Genomic DNA, 14,984 nt, shown 5'->3' on the forward strand with positions numbered 1-14,984 from the left:
TAGGCCAAACCCGATATAATGAATTATCCGCACAACGATTTTAGAAAGGATCTTATTATGAAAAAGGTTAAGCGCATCGCTGCTCTAACAGGTGTAATACTGATCGTGTCCCTGATACTCCTCACTATTATTTCCGCCTTTGTGGCAACGGAGTATTCCTATGGGCTTTTTATGGCCAGTTTATTCAGCATGATTGTAATCCCTCTCATGATTCAGATGTATATCATGGTATACCGGATCTTTCACAAAAGGGGACAGGACAATGAGGTTCCGGAAGATAATACGGAAGATAAGGAAGACTCTACCCCTTAATCTTCTTGAAATATTCCTGTATCCGGGCCTCATAACCGTTATCGGAAGGGACATAGAATACCCGGTCCTTGATTTCATCGGGAAGATATTGCTGCTTCACATAATGATTCTCATAGTCATGGGGATAGAGATATCCGATTCCATGTCCCAGCCCGGCAGCCCCTTTATAATGAGCATCCATAAGGTGGGCCGGAATGGCCGCGGTTTTCTCATTCTCAACTACCTTTGCGGCCGCCCCAATGGCACAGACCGCCGAATTGCTCTTGGGCGCACAGGCCACATAGGCGGCAGCCTGGGCCAGCACAATTTGTGCCTCCGGCATCCCAAGCCGCTCTACTGCAAGGGCGGCCGAGGTGGCCACCACAAGGGCATTGGGATCTGCATTGGAGACATCCTCCGAAGCACAGATCATGATTCTTCGGGCAATGAAAGCCACCTCTTCCCCGGCATACAGCATTCTTGCCAGGTAATAAACCGCGGCATCCGGGTCCGAGCCCCGCATACTTTTGATAAAGGCCGAGATGGTGTCATAATGATTGTCCCCGTTCTTGTCATATCTTAACGCCCGCTTCTGAATACATTCGGAAGCAACCGGCAGTGTAATGTGAATCTTACCGTCTTCCGAGCGCTCTGTAGTAAGAACGCCAATCTCAATGGCATTCAGAGCCGATCTCGCATCTCCGTTGGCCACATCTGCAAGAAAGTCCAGAGCATCCGGGTCAAGAACGGCCCCATAGGCTCCCATCCCCTTTTCCGTATCGGTCACCGCCCGGATCAGCAGGGTTTTAATATCCTCCTTGTCCAGGGGTTTCAGCTCAAATATGATGGAGCGGGAAATCAAAGCGGAATTCACCTCAAAGTAGGGATTCTCCGTAGTTGCTCCGATCAAAATCACGGTGCCGTCCTCCACGAAGGGCAGCAGATAGTCCTGCTGACTCTTATTAAAGCGGTGAATCTCATCAATAAACAGGATGGTTCGTTTTCCGTACCTCCCCAGATTGCTCTTTGCCTCCTCCACCACGGACTCCATATCCTTCTTCCCCGCAGAGGTAGCATTGATCTGGGTAAATAACGAACTGGTGGTATTGGCAATCACCTTGGCCAAGGTCGTCTTGCCCGTCCCCGGAGGTCCGTAAAACAGAATAGAGCTGAGCTTATCCGCCTTAATGGCCCGGTACAGCAGCTTGTCCTTACCAATGATATGCTTCTGGCCAACCACCTCCTCCAGCGTTGCCGGACGAAGCCTGGATGCCAGGGGAGATTCCTTCTTCATTGTATTGTCTCTCATATAATCAAATAAATCCATAATTGCCTCCATTCCTATGGCTTGTAATTTTCACAAGAATATGCATAATAGTAAGTGTCATTAAAACAGAACAGGAGAATTTATGAAACTGCCAAAAGATCCCCCTATATTATTAAGTTATATTAATACCAAGCTCAGAGACGAATTCCGCAGCCTGGAGGATTTATGCCGGAGCTTAAATATAGATCAGGCCGAGTTGGAAGCCATTCTGGCCGGAATTGGCTATACCTATCTCCGGGACGGGAACCGGTTTGCCCCCGCTATTTAATCCTATGCACCGGCCTGTTCCGCACTTTATCTATGATATACAGGAGCAGGGCAAAGAGGATCACACCGGCAGCAGCTCCGCAGCTATCCAGTATCACATCGCTGAGCTGGCCGCTTCTTCCCGGGACGAAGGTCTGATGGAATTCATCCGTTGCCGCATACAGGGAAGCAATCAGGAACGACACTCCCAGTCTCCTGGCCCGAAATGCTTTATCCGCGCCTTCCTTGGATCGGTTATCTTCCGCGGATCGGTTACCTTCTGTGGATAGGCTACGTCCTGCGGATAGGATAAAATGAAAGGCGATAGCCGCCGCCAGTGCCGCATATTCCATAAAATGCGCTGTCTTGCGGACAATATGGTCCATCTGTTCCAGAGTCCGGCTCCGGTCGGCGCTTTCTATTTGGATATCAGTGACCTGCTCATATATTTTTACGATTGTACGGGATATTTCCAGACTGCTTTCCCCCGATATTTCCGCCGGTGTTGCGGAAAAGGAAAAGATCAGTCCCATAATAATCACTGCCGGCAGCCAGGATAATTTCTTTATAATCATGAATATACCTCCAGGGCCAAGGCTCTGAATCGCCGGCCCATCTCATGATACCATACTTACTCATAAAATAGAAGGGAGTTTTGCTGCAATGAAAGAAGCTTTTAAAACAGTTTATGAAGGCGGTTTCGGCGAATTTGTCATGAAGAAATCCCGCTTTCTCGCCACAGTATGCCCTGCCGGGACGGAGGAGGAAGCGCTGGGCATCATCGAAGAGCAGAAGAAAAAATATTGGGATGCAAGCCATAACTGTTCCGCCTATATCATCGGAACCGAACAGCCTCTGATGCGCTGCTCCGACGACGGAGAACCCAGCAAAACCGCAGGCAGGCCCATGCTGGATATCCTGCTGGCCCAGGAGCTTACGAATCTGGTTGTTGTGGTCACAAGGTATTTCGGAGGAACCCTGCTGGGAACCGGCGGCCTGGTAAAAGCCTATCAATCTGCGGTCCTTGAGGGGCTAAAGAACAGTACGATCATCCGGAAAGAACTCGGCATCCGGCTTCAGCTGGAGACAGATTATAATCTGATCGGAAAGTTCCAGTACTATATCGGCCAGGAACAGCTTACTCTGCTGTCCAGTAAATATACCGATGTTGTCCGCCTTGAACTGCTGGTTCCCCCCGGCAAGCATTCCGGCTTTATGAAAAAGGTATCCGAGCTTACCAACGGCCTGGTTGCCCCCGTAGAATTAGATAAGGTGTACTTCACCATACTGGATGGTAAAATACACCTTTTTGATTACGATTTATAGTCCTTTGGCTGTTCTATGCTCATGATTCTATGTAAATATATCCTGTTATTATATCACGTTATCCATTTCATGTTAATGCTCTGTATTCGTAATTTGTAGCGGTAATACTATACAAGTAATACCTGTTCCGCCAGTTCATCCACGATTTCAACCATTGAAATCGGTGTAACGTCAAATTGATATAGCTTCTCCAGAATGGCTACTGCCTCCTCTCTTGAAGAAGAAAGGCCTGCAATCTCATCCTTCTCAACCGTGTCCCCCAGATACTTTGAGATTTGGACCCCATAGTAAGGGGTCGCATGTTCATCCTCCGAGATGCTCTCCATCAGACAATAATCCAGTTGCATGCTTTGTTCGTTTTCCAGCAATACCTTTTTGCTAAAAATCAGCTGTACCTGTTTCATCTTAGCTTTACCCCCATGTTCATAAAATTAAAAAATGATTTCTGCTGACGGCTGATGACTTTATTATACAGAGGAAATATATGTTGATCAAATTTGATTTAACGCACCATCCTATGGACTTTTATATATTTCGACACACCCCCTCGAATCCAACTTTTTCATTATGGATTTTTTTGTTGTTTCGTCATCGAAATAGTTCGAAAGCCCATGATTTTTGCTCTATTTCCCATTTTATAAATCAAAACGATTTTGAACCTTTATCCAATTTGCCTGGCACCATGTCCTCCTTTGATTAATCTGGAATTTTCTGGGTTATCCAGAAATTAAAGCTTTATTTCATGAGACATCTTTGATATAATAGAAAGGAACATGCTTCCGGTTCCTGATCGTATTCGTGTGTTAACAGAATGGAGATTTTTATGGATTATAGCAGAAGAGGGATTGAAACCAAGCAACACTATATAAAGTCAACTTCCAGGCGGCTTTCTTCGAAGGTAAGAATTACCCTGTTTCGCCTGTGTATTGTATTATTTATATTCGTAATCATTGTCGGCACTTTCTCCGGCCTAGGTTTTGTCAAAGGACTGATTGACAGTTCTCCCGACATCTCCCAGATCAACGTGGTTCCTACCGGATATACCACCACCATATTTGACAAGGAGGGCCGTCCTATTGAAACCCTGATCGGCGCTCAGGCAAACCGGGTATATGTCTCCCTGTCGGAGCTGCCGGAATATGTGAAATATGCCTTTGTCAGTATTGAAGATGAACGCTTCTATGAGCATCAGGGAATCGATGTAAAGGGGATCTTCCGTGCTGCTTTTATTGGCTTGAAATCCAGAGATTTCAGCCAGGGTGCCAGCACCATCACACAGCAGCTTCTGAAGAACCAGGTATTTGACGGAGGCCGGGAAGCCTCCTTTATGGAGCGCTTGGAACGCAAGATTCAGGAGCAGTATCTTGCCGTCCAGCTGGAGAATAAATTAGATAAGGATACTATTCTGGAGTATTATCTTAACACCATTAATCTGGGCAACGGAACCCTGGGAATTCAAACTGCCGCACGCCGGTATTTTAACAAGGATGCGAAGGATCTGACTCTGTCGGAATCTGCTACCATTGCTGCCATTGCCCAGCTTCCGGTGTATCGTAACCCTATCAATTACCCTGAGCGAAATAAGGAGCGCCGGGACGCTATTCTGGACAAAATGCTGCAGCTGGGCCACTGTTCCCAGGAAGAGCATGATTTTGCCATGGCTGATGATGTGTATTCCCGGATTCAGACAGTAAATGAAGAGCTGGACACCACCTCTTTTTACACCTATTTTATAGATGAGCTGATCGAACAGGTGCTGGAGGATCTGCAGACCGAGCTTGGCTATACCCAGGCTCAGGCTTATACCCTGCTGTACAGCGGCGGTTTGAGCATCTATACCACCCAGGATTCTGAGATACAGGCGATCTGTGACGGGGTATTTTCCGATGAAGCCAACTTCCCGGAGATGGGAAATTCCTTCTGGGAACTCTCCTATGCTCTTTCCATCCAAAAAAATGATAAAGATAAAACAATTGTTCATTATCACAGCAAGGATCTGCTGGAATACTATAAAGATTATAATGATCCCGACGGCTTATATGCAGATCAGGACGGCAGCAAATTCTCCCTGCTTTTTCTTGATAAGGAAGATATGCAGGCCAAAATTGATGCTTTCCGCGAAGCCATGTTAGAGGAGGGAGACACTCTTCTGGGTGAAAAACCCATCATGACGATCCAGCCCCAGACCTCCCTTGTGATAATGGATCAGCATACCGGGGAAATTGTTGCCATTGTAGGCGGACGCGGTCAGAAAATCGGCAACCGTACCTTGAACCGTGCCACTAACACTGTACGGCAGCCCGGCTCTACCTTTAAGGTATTATCCACCTACCTTCCTGCCCTTGACAGTGCCGGCTTTACCCTGGCCAGCGTGCAGGACGATTCCGGCCCCTACTATTACCCGGGCAGCCAGAAAGAGGTGAACAACTGGACCTCCACGAAAAAATACGAAGGCCTCAGTACATTTCGCAAAGCCATCTATAATTCCATGAATATTGTTACGGTTAAAACCTTGGTTGACATCACGCCGGAGCTGGGCTATGACTACCTTCTGAAATTAGGCTTTACCTCACTGGTAGACTCCCGTAAGGAAGCAGACGGCCGTGTCGTATCCGATATCAACTATCCCTTGGCTCTGGGCGGCCTTACAGACGGTGTAAGCAATCTGGAATTAACTGCGGCCTATGCTGCCATCGCGAATAACGGAGTGTATACCGAGCCCATCTTTTACACCAAGATTCTGGATCATAACGGCAAGGTCTTATTAACCAAGAAACCGAAGCAGGAGCAGGTCATGAAGGAATCCACCGCATTTCTCCTGACCAGTGCAATGGAGGATGTGGTGAAGATTGGAACAGGCAAGAACCTCCGCCTTACCTCCATCGATATGCCGGTTGCCGGTAAGACGGGTTCCACATCGGATTATAATGACCTGTGGTTCTCCGGCTTCTCCCCTTACTATACCGCCACCATATGGTCCGGTTTTGATAACAACAAGTCTCAGACAGACAGAACCTATAACCGGAAAATATGGAAAACCATTATGGAACAGCTCCATATACAGAAGAACCTGGAGACAAAATCCTTTACGGTTCCCGAATCCGTGGTTACCGCCCGAATCTGCACCAAGTCCGGCAAGCTTGCCGTTGAAGGGATATGCGATCACTATCTGGGCGGAGACAGTACACGGGTGGAGTATTTTGCAAAGGGCACACAGCCTACGGAGTACTGCGATATCCATGTCAAGGCTTCCGTTTGTGCACAATCCAACAAACTGGCTACGGAGTTCTGTCCCGAGGTGAAAGAAGTTGTATTCCTGAATAAGACGGAAACCGGCAAGACGGAGGATACCCCCTATCTCTATCCCAGTGAATCCTGTCCGATCCATACAACACAACAGGTTCCCGATCCCGTGATACCGGAGGATATCTTTGAAGACGACGAGTTATTTGAGGATGATCAGCCCTATGAGGATGAGGTCCCGGAGGACGAGAATCCGGACAGCATTAATTTTAGTATTCCGAATTCTCTGCGGCTTCCCTAGAGCAGATAATCAATAAAGAATGGCTGCACAAAAGGATCAGCTCCCCTGCTGCTTAACGGGGAGCTGATTTTTAGTTTCTCTGTCAGGATTTCATCTTCGGTCCGAAGAACCAGGAGGCAATATAGGATAGAATAATCGCTGCCGAGATCCCCACAGAGGAGGAAGTAAATCCTCCCTTGAAGATACCGATGAAGCCCTCCTTATCCACCGCTTCCTTTACTCCTTTGAAAAGTACATTGCCAAAACCGGTCAGCGGAACTCCGGCCCCGGCCCCGGCCCATTCGGCAAAGGGTTCATAGATGCCTACCGCTCCTAGAACCGCTCCGGTACATACCAGAATTACCATGACTCTTCCGGGTAACAGCTTCGTCTTATCCAGCAGTATCTGAACCACTGCGCAGATTGCCCCTCCTACCAGAAACGCTTTAATGTAATCCATACGTCAGCTCCTTTCTACAATGACGGCATGAGCGATACCGGGAACGGTATTTCCCTCGTTAAAGCTCACCTGGGACAATAAAGCTCCTGTGGGAAGAAAAAGAACTCTCTTCCAATGTCCCTCCTTAAGCTGCTTCAATACATAGGCGGTGAAGGTTATGGCAGAGCAGCCGCAGCCGCTTCCGCCCGCATGGGTATCCTGCTGATCTTTATCAAAGATTTCAATGCCGCAGTCCATATGGTTTGCCGATATATCATAATTTTTTTCCTTCAGCAAATCAATCAGTATATTCTTTCCTACATAACCCAGATCCCCGGTGATAATTTTATCATAATAGGACGGGCCCACACCAAAATCTTCAAAATTCTGCTTAATTGTCTCATATGCTGCCGGTGCCATGGCAGCTCCCATATTCATGGAATCCTTCAATCCATAATCTGTGATCTTTCCAATGGTGGCACCCTTGACCACTATGGGTTCTCCCTGGGTCCCTGGCACCAGGCTCCGGTCCGCCAGAATGACAGCGCCGCTTCCCGTAACCGTCCAGGACGCGGAATAGGGTCTCTGATTACCATAATCCAGGGGGAAGCGAAACTGCTTTTCCGCTCCTGCAAAATGGCTTGAAGTAATGGCCAGAACCCGGTCCGCAAAGCCCCCGTCCACCAGAACCGAGGCAACTGTCATCGCTTCTCCCATGGTGGAACAGGCCCCGTAGATTCCCAGCATTGGGATTTCCAGTTCTGCAATGCCGAAGGAGGTAGCAATCAACTGTCCCAGGAGATCTCCTCCTACCAGATAACGGATGTCCTGATTTGTCAGGCCTGCCTTTTTAATTACTTTCTGGGCGGCCCTTTTCATCAGCTCGCTTTCCGCATCCTCCCAGGTCTTCTTACCCAACATGGGGTCTTCTTCCACCTCGTCAAACAGTGTCCCCAGCGGCCCTTCGCTTTCCTTCTTGCCTGCAACGGAGGAAGCGGCCAGGATACAAGGGGGATTGATAAATTGAATACTCTGCCTGCCAACCATTTTTGTTTTATTTTGTTCCTGTAATGCCATCGATTATTCCTCTTTTCCACGATTTATTCTGTCCTGCCCGGAGACCTGTGCATTCACGCAGGTTTCATCAATTTCATGATATAGGAAGGCGTAGTGAGCATGATACCAGCTTGCTCGTAATCATGCGATCAGAGCTGGAGATCATGAGCCTAACCGGCTCATGATATAATAAATCAGCCCCAGCAGCCAGGTCGAGAAAATACCATAGAGAATTACCGGCCCCGCTATGGTGAATATCTTACAGCCAATGCCAAAGACTTGACCCTCCTTCTTATATTCCACCGCCGGCGCCGCAACAGAATTAGCAAATCCCGTAATCGGCACAAGAGTACCTGCACCGCCGAACTTCGCCAGCTTCTGATAAAATCCCAGTCCGGTCAGCAATACGGACAGAAATACCAGCGTGACTGTATTATAGGACTTCGCCAGCTCTTCCTCCGCTCCCATATACTTATAATAGGCGATAAAGGCTTGTCCCAGGGTGCAGATTGCTCCCCCAACAACATATGCTTTCAGCAGATTCTTTACCGTACTGAATTTGGGGGTCGTCTGCTTCACATAATCATTGTAAAGCTCATTTCTCTTCTGCGTATCCTTCTCCTTTAATATTCTGGACACGGACTCATTCTTCTGATTTCCCATCGCTTTCCTTCTCCTTGTCTTAAAATCTTCTTTCTATCTGTCGGTCAATCATATGATAAGGAGGCCTGTCAGCAAGGTCCATACTCCGCCCTCTCTGTTCACCAGTGTCCCGTCGAATTCCATTTCTCTTCCGGCTCCGAATAGCTCCATACATAGCACAATAGCCACCGCCATAAAGACAATAAACGCGGTAACCCAGAATATTTTTTTCTTTACTGACATAGCTGCCTTCACACTCCAATTCTAAAATCTTTCTTACAATTTTTCAAAATAAATAGCATCAGTAATAAGGATTCTTCTATCATCCATCATTACTGATGCTTCTAATGCTAATCTTATATTATATTATGTGATTTAAAACTCTTCCTATACTGGTAAATCCTGCATATTTGCCTATGCCCCCAGTCTTTCCCGCATTATTTTTAATATTCTTTTTTCCATACGGGACACCTGCACCTGAGAAATTCCCAGTTCCTTTGCAATATCCGTCTGTGTTCTATCTTTAAAGTATCGAAGCCTGATGATTTCCTGTTCCTTCTCGTCCAAAGAAGCAAGGATTTCCCTTAATGCAAGCCTGTCCACCAAATTTTCGCTCTCATCCTTTGTTTCTGCCAGCTTATCGATCAAAAATATGGGACTCCCATCCCCCTGGTATATGGTTCTGTATAATGATTCCACTTCCGCACCGGTTTCCAGCGCCATAATAATTTCTTCCCTGTCAATATCCAGTTCTTCCTCAATCTCCTCCAAGGTCGGTTCCCTGCCATGGAGATTTCCATACTTCTCTCTGACTGCTCTGATTTTTACCGCACTCTCTTTTAATGATCTGCTTACCTTAATCATTCCGTCATCACGTAAGAAACGCTTAATCTCTCCTGTGATCATCGGTACGGCATAGGTTGAGAATTTAACCTCGTAGGAGGAATCAAATTTATCAATTGCTTTAATTAAACCGATGCTGCCTATCTGAAACAGATCCTCCATCTCATGCCCCCGGTTGGCAAACCTTCGGACAATGCTCCATACCAGTCCCACATTCTCCGTTACAACACGATCCCGGGCTTCCTTATCACCTTCCCTGGATCTTCTTATCAGCTCAAGCGTATCCACATTCAACCTCTCTCCTTTCCTATACGACAAAAGATCATGCTATGGTTTCCTGTGTATGCTCTCTGACTCGCTCCGGCTTTCCCAGCTTTTTTCTCATTCTTACCAGCGTTCCTTTTCCCACCGCCGATTCCACTGTCAGATCGTCCATAAAAGCTTCCATAAAGGAAAATCCCATTCCCGATCTCTCCAGCTCAGGCCGGGTCGTATAAAGAGGCTCCATCGCTTTCTCTATGTTCTCAATTCCGGCCCCCTCATCACTGATTTCTACCATCAGCTCGTTGCCGCTGATAATGCAGTGCATGACAATCTTCCCAATCTCATTGACATAGCCATGGATGATGGAATTGGTCACCGCCTCCGATACCGCCGTCTTGATATCCGCCAATTCCTCGATGGTGGGATCCAGCTGGGCGGCAAATGCCGCAACCACTGTTCTGGCAAAGCTCTCATTCTGCGATTTACTCTCAAACTCCAATGTCATTTCATTCTTATCCTTCATAATGCTGCTCGTCCCCTTTCTTTTCACACCTATGCCTTTTGTATTCTTTTCAATGCGGATTCCACCGTATCATATTTCTCGATGATCTTATACAATCCGGACAAACGGAAGATCCGGTCCACCGACGAATTGATATTTGCCACAGCAGTCTTTCCCCCAATAAAGATCACCTTGCGGTACCTTCCCATAATCACTCCGATTCCCGCACTGTCCATAAACCCTGCACCTGTAAAGTCAAATATGATATATTTGATATTATTTCGGTCAATGAGTTTGTCCGCTTTCTCCCGGACTTTCAGCGCATTATGATGATCCAGCTCTCCATTGAGATGGATGATCAGACATCTCTGATCTATATCATAGGTTGCTCCCCCCTCTCCCGGCTTTGTGCCACTTCCATTCCTTTTTTCTTCCTGCATGCTCCTGTTACCTCCTGTCTCTATGAATTTTTCACTCCGGTGTGCTGTTCCCCTTTCTCTGTATGGCTAAAGAAGAATAACGCACCATCATCCATGCATCGGATTAAAATGAAAAAAGACCTTTGATGGAATGGTTTCCCATTCTGCATAAAACGTCTTTTTTCACTGCTTCTTATCTGAGGTTAATTATTGTATTATATTTTATCGACTGTTTAATCCTGTACCTGCTTTAAAAAATCTTTGGCATTGCTGACCCGGTTGGAATCCGGATAATCGGTAATAACCATATTATAATAGAAGGCCGCATTCTCCTTGTCATTCAAACGGTGATAGGATCTTCCCAGGAAGTAAATTGCGCTTACATCCGCGGGATCAAAAATCAATGCTTTCTTCAGATCCTCAATGGCCTCCTCATATTTGCGGTCACCGTACAAATCATGTCCCTTATCATAATAGGCTTCCGCAGCGGCCGGATAGGATATCTCACGCATGGACTCCAAAAGACTTATGGCACCGTCATTCTCCAGGCCGGTCTCATCCACGGTCACCAGGCGTTCCGCCAGCATAAGATAATCCCGCTCCCGCTCCGGCTTCTCCAGCTCCGTAAGATATAGTCCGACTGCCTCCAGCAGCGGCTGGTAATCATCCTTCGGAACCTCCGGCACAACCATGCTGTCAATCTGGGCATTCAGATCTCTGATCTCATCCTCCAGCTGGGTCTTCTCCTTTTGGAGGGATGCGATGGTCTCATCCTTCTTCTCCAGCTCCGCAAGACCGGCAGTAAAATCCACATAATCTGAATTCTGGTCCGAGGTCCGGCGCTTCTCTATGGTAGGCACAATTAAAATGGCCGTTACCGCAATTCCTATCACTACACCGATCACCAGGTTGACAAAAGCCATGATATTGGGCTTGTCCTCCCGGTAAGAGGAGATTGGCATAATAGTGCTGACGTGCCCCTGCTCCGCCTCCGGATTGGCATCCGGATCCTTGACCGGCCCGTCCAATTCTTCCAGCTCCTTCAGATACCGGAGCGTAGCCGTATTGGATACATCTATTTTTGCAGCCTTATATAAATATCTCTTTGCCTTCTCATTCTCCTTCTGCTTCATATGAAGCAGGGCCAGCAAATGATAGGCCCGGATAAAATGAGGATTCAAGCTCACTACCTTCTTCAGCTGGATGATGGACAGATCGTCGCTTCCCTGCTTTGCCATGGCAAGAGCCGTGTTATATCTCTTGATCGCCTGGTTCAAAGCATCCAGTCTGGTGGGATTGCTCTGTACCTTATTGATGTATTCCTCCGCATCATTATTCTCCGGCTGAAGATGCCGGCTGATTACCCATGCACTTAAAGCCGCCACGGTCTCCCCCATCTCATAATAGACCAGACCCAGCAGATTCCTGGCATTGGTATTCCGTTTATTCAATTCAAGGCTGCTCTTTAAGGCGATGACAGCCCCGGACAGATCTCTCACCTTTGCTCTGGCAAGGCCGTTGTTATAACACCGGTTAGAAGCCCGGTAAGCCTTTTGATAAAGAGTCATGTCCATACCGCAGCGATCACAGCGTTTTTTCTTATCCGACATATTACTTCCGCAATTTGGGCAAATCATATTAATCTCCATTCTGGATTCCCATCCAGTCAATCCTCTATTGTTCCTTATTTCCCTTGAGTATTTCTTTCATGATATCAGTCACATCTGTCAAATCATTGTTGTTAATTACATCCTCCGCCTGCTCTACCTCCGGACTGGGCTGGAATTTCTCGATTTCCTCTTCAAAATTAATCATCCTGAATCCTCCTCTGTGGAAAGGTGGCCTAAAATTTTACTTGTATTATAACTTATTTTACCTAATTAATCAATTAAAAATCTCTTAATCCATTCGACAAGGTGTCACAGTTTTACCGGACTTGCTTTTATACGGTGTTGGAGTATAATAAGAATTGCCTGTAACAGCATTATTTTACTTTTGCCTATAGGGAGGATCTGCTATGTATTCAGAATTTATCTACGGATTGAAGCGCGGATATCCTGTTGCTCTGGGATATCTCCCCGTCGCCTTTACTTTTGGCTTAATGGCTGTCTCCGGGGGGCTTCCGGTCTGGATAGCCGTCTTTATTTCCATGTCCAATCTGACCTCGGCGGGACAGTTTGCGGGGACCAATCTTATTCTGTCCGGCGCGGGATTGCTTGAGATTACACTGACCACCTTTATTATAAATATCCGGTATATGCTGATGTCCCTCTCCCTGAGCCAGCGCGTGGAACAGAATATGACTCTTCCAAAACGCCTTGTGGTTGCTTTTGGAATTACGGACGAGACCTTTTCGGTAGCATCCATGGAGCAGGGTTCCCTGTCCTTTCCGTATTTCCTGGGACTGATCTCAGGTCCCTTCGCCGGATGGTCCATGGGAACGGCCCTTGGAGCCATGATCTGCTCCGCCCTTCCCTCCTCCTTGAGCAATGCCATGGGAATCGCCCTGTATGCCATGTTTCTTGCCATCATTATTCCTTCCGCCAGAGAATCCAGGGCCGTTGCCGCTATCATCCTGCTGTCCGCCTCTGCTGCCTGCCTCCTCCGCTATCTTCCGGTCCTTTGTCTGATCTCTCCGGGTTTTCGTGTGATTCTTGCCACTTTTCTGGGTGCCGGAGCCGGCGCTTATTTCTTTCCGGCAGATGAGAGGGAAGATGAGAAAGCAAAGCATTCAAGCGGATGGACTGATGGGGAAAGCAGGGTAGAGGAACGGACTGCAGAGATACAAAACGCAGAGATTACAGATTTAAAGAAAGAAGAAGGGAGGTCCTGCATATGAAGCTTCAGAATATCCTGTTTGCCATTCTGCTGATGGCACTGGTTACCTATCTGCCCCGTATGCTGCCTTTGGTTGTATTTCGCCGGGAGATCAAATCCAGATATATACGCTCCTTCCTGCACTATGTTCCCTTCGCAGTGCTGGGTGCGCTGACCATACCCGATATTCTGTATTCGACGGGCTCCATAAAGACCGCCGCCTGCGGTACTCTGACCGCCCTGGTCCTGGCCTACCGAAAGAAGAGCCTGGCGGTGGTTGCTCTCGGCGCAATTCTTACCGTATTCGCCGTTGATTTTCTTAGCACACGCTTTTTACTCTTGTACTATGGATAGTATCCCCTTTCTCCTCATATAATAAAATGAAATGGAAGGATTGGTGAAATTCTATGATAAGATCGACGTTTCGTTTGATTGGCCTGTTGTCTAAAAAAATAAGGGATGATCATGTGGCTGCCTTTTCTGCACAAGCTGCTTTTTTTATTATTATTTCTTTTTTCCCCTTTGTCATGCTATTGCTGAGTATTGTAAAGTATTTCCCCATTGAACAGGACAGTATGCTGGCACTGTTAAGCCAGGTCTTCCCGCCGACCGTCAATGCCCTGATCGATTCCATTATCTCGGAAATCTATCATACCGCTGCCTCCACCACCTTGATTTCCGCAACCATTGTCACCACTCTCTGGTCCGCGGGAAAGGGTTTTCTGGCAATTATGAAAGGGCTCAACTCCGTATATGAGATCAATGAGACGAGGCACGGCCTTCTCCTGCGGGCAATCGCCGCCTTGTACACCCTGATCTTCGCTGTCATGGTGATTGGAACCATGATACTCTTTGTCTTCGGAAACCGTCTTTATTTCTGGATCGGACAAAAGCTTCCCGTGATTGAAGACACAGCCTTTTTGATTATCAGCCTGAGAACCATCGTGGGATTGATTACCATGCTGGCTTTCTTCCTGTTGATTTATATTGTGATTCCCAACAGGAAGTCTACCGTCATGCGTTCCCTTCCGGGGGCTATGCTGTGTTCCGCAGGATGGATGGGCTTTTCCTACGCCTTTTCTTATTATATTGATAATTTCTCTAATTTTGCCTATACATACGGAAGTCTGACCGCAATTGTACTGTTTATGTTATGGTTGTATTTCTGTATGTACCTTCTGTTTCTGGGAGCGGAATTCAACCTTTTGCTTGAGAACCGGGATTTTATGCGCAAGATCCGGATACTGTACCGGGGCCGGTAGCAAGAGGCCGCCGGCGATTATGCTGTC

Annotated in this window: 19 protein-coding genes; 7 read left to right on the forward strand and 12 right to left on the reverse strand. The window is 47.2% G+C overall.

Annotated features, from left to right (window positions below; all coding sequences use genetic code 11):
- The first annotated feature begins 57 nt into the window (after positions 1-57).
- On the forward strand, positions 58-312 hold the full coding sequence (locus HNQ56_RS18040; RefSeq protein WP_429149087.1) for a hypothetical protein: 255 nt from the start codon (positions 58-60) through the stop codon (positions 310-312).
- Here the strand turns inward: HNQ56_RS18040 and HNQ56_RS18045 are convergent.
- On the reverse strand, positions 302-1,618 hold the full coding sequence (locus HNQ56_RS18045; RefSeq protein WP_429149089.1) for a replication-associated recombination protein A: 1,317 nt from the start codon (positions 1,616-1,618) through the stop codon (positions 302-304). The genes HNQ56_RS18040 and HNQ56_RS18045 overlap by 11 nt on opposite strands.
- An 82-nt stretch (positions 1,619-1,700) precedes the next feature.
- Between HNQ56_RS18045 and HNQ56_RS18050 the strand changes: the two genes are divergently transcribed.
- The gene (locus HNQ56_RS18050) at positions 1,701-1,886 is read left to right on the forward strand and encodes a DUF4250 domain-containing protein (RefSeq protein WP_429149091.1); all 186 of its coding nucleotides are present in this window, start codon (positions 1,701-1,703) and stop codon (positions 1,884-1,886) included.
- Here the strand turns inward: HNQ56_RS18050 and HNQ56_RS18055 are convergent.
- Positions 1,879-2,439, reverse strand: a complete 561-nt coding sequence (locus HNQ56_RS18055; protein ID WP_429149093.1) for a VanZ family protein — start codon at positions 2,437-2,439, stop codon at positions 1,879-1,881. The two genes, HNQ56_RS18050 and HNQ56_RS18055, sit on opposite strands and share 8 nt — an antisense overlap.
- A gap of 88 nt (positions 2,440-2,527) precedes the next feature.
- Here HNQ56_RS18055 and HNQ56_RS18060 point away from each other — a divergent pair, with 88 nt between their 5' ends.
- Positions 2,528-3,190, forward strand: coding sequence for a YigZ family protein (locus HNQ56_RS18060; RefSeq protein ID WP_429149094.1), 663 nt, complete (start codon positions 2,528-2,530; stop codon positions 3,188-3,190).
- A gap of 107 nt (positions 3,191-3,297) precedes the next feature.
- On the opposite strand, the gene HNQ56_RS18065 is transcribed toward HNQ56_RS18060, so the two are convergent.
- On the reverse strand, positions 3,298-3,594 hold the full coding sequence (locus HNQ56_RS18065) for a DUF6514 family protein (RefSeq protein WP_429149096.1): 297 nt from the start codon (positions 3,592-3,594) through the stop codon (positions 3,298-3,300).
- A gap of 419 nt (positions 3,595-4,013) precedes the next feature.
- On the opposite strand from HNQ56_RS18065, the gene HNQ56_RS18070 reads away from it, so the two are divergent.
- Entirely contained in the window at positions 4,014-6,734 is a 2,721-nt protein-coding gene (locus HNQ56_RS18070; protein ID WP_429149098.1) for a transglycosylase domain-containing protein, read from the forward strand.
- Positions 6,735-6,816: 82 nt separating this feature from the next.
- On the opposite strand, the gene spoVAE is transcribed toward HNQ56_RS18070, so the two are convergent.
- The 9 genes from spoVAE to HNQ56_RS18115 form a co-directional block, all read right to left on the reverse strand.
- Positions 6,817-7,173, reverse strand: a complete 357-nt coding sequence (gene spoVAE, locus HNQ56_RS18075) for a stage V sporulation protein AE (RefSeq protein WP_429149099.1) — start codon at positions 7,171-7,173, stop codon at positions 6,817-6,819.
- A 3-nt stretch (positions 7,174-7,176) separates the two neighbouring features.
- Positions 7,177-8,229, reverse strand: a complete 1,053-nt coding sequence (gene spoVAD / locus HNQ56_RS18080) for a stage V sporulation protein AD (protein ID WP_429149101.1) — start codon at positions 8,227-8,229, stop codon at positions 7,177-7,179.
- Between the two features lie 141 nt (positions 8,230-8,370).
- Entirely contained in the window at positions 8,371-8,871 is a 501-nt protein-coding gene (spoVAC, locus tag HNQ56_RS18085) for a stage V sporulation protein AC (protein ID WP_429149103.1), read from the reverse strand.
- Positions 8,872-8,919: 48 nt separating this feature from the next.
- Positions 8,920-9,093 (reverse strand): hypothetical protein, encoded by a 174-nt coding sequence (locus HNQ56_RS18090; RefSeq protein WP_429149105.1) that lies wholly within the window; start codon positions 9,091-9,093, stop codon positions 8,920-8,922.
- A gap of 171 nt (positions 9,094-9,264) precedes the next feature.
- Positions 9,265-9,981 carry an RNA polymerase sporulation sigma factor SigF gene (gene sigF, locus HNQ56_RS18095; RefSeq protein WP_429149107.1) on the reverse strand — a complete coding sequence of 239 codons (717 nt, stop codon included), beginning with the start codon at positions 9,979-9,981 and terminating at the stop codon, positions 9,265-9,267.
- A 34-nt stretch (positions 9,982-10,015) separates the two neighbouring features.
- On the reverse strand, positions 10,016-10,480 hold the full coding sequence (gene spoIIAB, locus HNQ56_RS18100) for an anti-sigma F factor (RefSeq protein ID WP_429149109.1): 465 nt from the start codon (positions 10,478-10,480) through the stop codon (positions 10,016-10,018).
- Between the two features lie 29 nt (positions 10,481-10,509).
- Positions 10,510-10,899, reverse strand: coding sequence for an anti-sigma F factor antagonist (gene spoIIAA / locus HNQ56_RS18105; protein ID WP_429149110.1), 390 nt, complete (start codon positions 10,897-10,899; stop codon positions 10,510-10,512).
- Positions 10,900-11,111: 212 nt separating this feature from the next.
- A complete protein-coding gene (locus tag HNQ56_RS18110) occupies positions 11,112-12,488 on the reverse strand; it encodes a tetratricopeptide repeat protein (protein ID WP_429149112.1) in 1,377 nt (458 codons plus the stop codon).
- 64 nt (positions 12,489-12,552) lie between these two features.
- On the reverse strand, positions 12,553-12,693 hold the full coding sequence (locus HNQ56_RS18115; RefSeq protein ID WP_429149113.1) for a hypothetical protein: 141 nt from the start codon (positions 12,691-12,693) through the stop codon (positions 12,553-12,555).
- Between the two features lie 202 nt (positions 12,694-12,895).
- Here HNQ56_RS18115 and HNQ56_RS18120 point away from each other — a divergent pair, with 202 nt between their 5' ends.
- Genes HNQ56_RS18120 through HNQ56_RS18130 form a run of 3 tightly spaced genes read left to right on the forward strand, consistent with a single transcriptional unit; the run spans position 12,896 to position 14,957 of the window.
- Positions 12,896-13,717, forward strand: a complete 822-nt coding sequence (locus HNQ56_RS18120) for an AzlC family ABC transporter permease (RefSeq protein ID WP_429149115.1) — start codon at positions 12,896-12,898, stop codon at positions 13,715-13,717.
- Entirely contained in the window at positions 13,714-14,049 is a 336-nt protein-coding gene (locus HNQ56_RS18125) for an AzlD domain-containing protein (protein WP_429149117.1), read from the forward strand. Before HNQ56_RS18120 ends, HNQ56_RS18125 begins: the two co-directional genes overlap by 4 nt.
- A 53-nt stretch (positions 14,050-14,102) precedes the next feature.
- Complete coding sequence (locus HNQ56_RS18130) at positions 14,103-14,957, forward strand: YihY/virulence factor BrkB family protein (RefSeq protein WP_429149119.1); 855 nt, start codon at positions 14,103-14,105, stop codon at positions 14,955-14,957.
- The last annotated feature ends 27 nt before the right edge of the window (positions 14,958-14,984 follow it).

The organism is Anaerotaenia torta, assembly GCF_050433395.1.
GTDB classification, from domain to species: domain Bacteria; phylum Bacillota; class Clostridia; order Lachnospirales; family Lachnospiraceae; genus Mobilitalea; species Mobilitalea torta.

Bases quoted from the DNA above. Each gene is read 5' to 3' on its own strand.
- HNQ56_RS18040 (WP_429149087.1), top strand. From the start codon at position 58: ATGAAAAAGGTTAAGCGCATCGCTGCTCTAACAGGTGTAATACTGATC.
- HNQ56_RS18125 (WP_429149117.1), top strand. From the start codon at position 13,714: ATGAAGCTTCAGAATATCCTGTTTGCCATTCTGCTGATGGCACTGGTT.
- spoVAE (WP_429149099.1), bottom strand. From the start codon at position 7,173: ATGGATTACATTAAAGCGTTTCTGGTAGGAGGGGCAATCTGCGCAGTG.
- spoVAC (WP_429149103.1), bottom strand. From the start codon at position 8,871: ATGGGAAATCAGAAGAATGAGTCCGTGTCCAGAATATTAAAGGAGAAG.
- HNQ56_RS18130 (WP_429149119.1), top strand. From the start codon at position 14,103: ATGATAAGATCGACGTTTCGTTTGATTGGCCTGTTGTCTAAAAAAATA.
- spoIIAB (WP_429149109.1), bottom strand. From the start codon at position 10,480: ATGAAGGATAAGAATGAAATGACATTGGAGTTTGAGAGTAAATCGCAG.
- HNQ56_RS18055 (WP_429149093.1), bottom strand. From the start codon at position 2,439: ATGATTATAAAGAAATTATCCTGGCTGCCGGCAGTGATTATTATGGGA.
- HNQ56_RS18065 (WP_429149096.1), bottom strand. From the start codon at position 3,594: ATGAAACAGGTACAGCTGATTTTTAGCAAAAAGGTATTGCTGGAAAAC.
- spoIIAA (WP_429149110.1), bottom strand. From the start codon at position 10,899: ATGCAGGAAGAAAAAAGGAATGGAAGTGGCACAAAGCCGGGAGAGGGG.
- HNQ56_RS18120 (WP_429149115.1), top strand. From the start codon at position 12,896: ATGTATTCAGAATTTATCTACGGATTGAAGCGCGGATATCCTGTTGCT.
- HNQ56_RS18045 (WP_429149089.1), bottom strand. From the start codon at position 1,618: ATGGATTTATTTGATTATATGAGAGACAATACAATGAAGAAGGAATCT.
- HNQ56_RS18110 (WP_429149112.1), bottom strand. From the start codon at position 12,488: ATGTCGGATAAGAAAAAACGCTGTGATCGCTGCGGTATGGACATGACT.
- spoVAD (WP_429149101.1), bottom strand. From the start codon at position 8,229: ATGGCATTACAGGAACAAAATAAAACAAAAATGGTTGGCAGGCAGAGT.
- HNQ56_RS18050 (WP_429149091.1), top strand. From the start codon at position 1,701: ATGAAACTGCCAAAAGATCCCCCTATATTATTAAGTTATATTAATACC.
- HNQ56_RS18070 (WP_429149098.1), top strand. From the start codon at position 4,014: ATGGATTATAGCAGAAGAGGGATTGAAACCAAGCAACACTATATAAAG.
- HNQ56_RS18090 (WP_429149105.1), bottom strand. From the start codon at position 9,093: ATGTCAGTAAAGAAAAAAATATTCTGGGTTACCGCGTTTATTGTCTTT.
- HNQ56_RS18060 (WP_429149094.1), top strand. From the start codon at position 2,528: ATGAAAGAAGCTTTTAAAACAGTTTATGAAGGCGGTTTCGGCGAATTT.
- HNQ56_RS18115 (WP_429149113.1), bottom strand. From the start codon at position 12,693: ATGATTAATTTTGAAGAGGAAATCGAGAAATTCCAGCCCAGTCCGGAG.